The sequence below is a fragment of the Komagataeibacter intermedius TF2 genome, assembly GCF_000964425.1.
Lineage (GTDB): Bacteria > Pseudomonadota > Alphaproteobacteria > Acetobacterales > Acetobacteraceae > Komagataeibacter > Komagataeibacter intermedius.
Genome location: NZ_BANF01000499.1, coordinates 1 through 749 on the forward strand (window position 1 = coordinate 1; position 749 = coordinate 749).

Annotated in this window: 1 pseudogene; it reads left to right on the plus strand. The window is 55.0% G+C overall.

Annotated elements, in window-relative coordinates:
- Positions 1-408: 408 nt before the first annotated feature.
- Positions 409-749 (plus strand): annotated as a pseudogene (locus tag B7449_RS18185) (OmpA family protein); the annotation flags it as partial.

Genomic DNA, 749 nt, shown 5'->3' on the forward strand with positions numbered 1-749 from the left:
GACACGCGTGAGCCGCAGAACCGCCGCGTCGAGATCATCCTGCACTGATCCCGACCAGCCGGTCTTAGAAGAAAGGGAGCACTTTGTGCTCCCTTTTTTTGTTGCCCGGGTTTTAAAGTCAGCATCAAGTCGCGATGCCCCGTGTTCCTCCTGCCACAAAATACTCTAAATCTTTTATTAGAGTATTGTTTCCAGTGGGACGTTCCCCACATACTTAATTGTTAATAAATAGAAAAATCTTCTGTCCCGTTCGGTGCGGCACCAGTGTTACCTTTATGCTGCTATGTGGCCATAAATCGGACGCAACCACAGGCAACACACTGTGTTTAAGGGGGATGGATGGATTGCTTACGCATCCCGCACACGATGTGCCCTATAAAAGTAATAATGTGAGGAAGGACGAACATTATGCGTCTCCGCTCTGCCCTGCTGGCAACTAGCCTGCTGGCCGCGACACCGCTGGCCGCCAAGGCCACCACCATTACCGGCCCGTATGTTGATATCGGGGGCGGCTACAACCTGACACAGACCCAGCACGGTCACTTCGCCGATACGGAAGACGGCCCGGGACGTGAAAAGCTGGGCCACCGCCACGGCTGGACCGGCTTTGGTGCGGTTGGCTGGGGCTTCGGCAACGGCCTGCGAGCGGAAGTCGAAGGCGACTACAACTGGTCCGAGATCTACAGCAAGACCCGTGGTGACAAGGGCAGCGACCGTTCCTATGGCGGTTTTGTCAACGTGCTGTATGA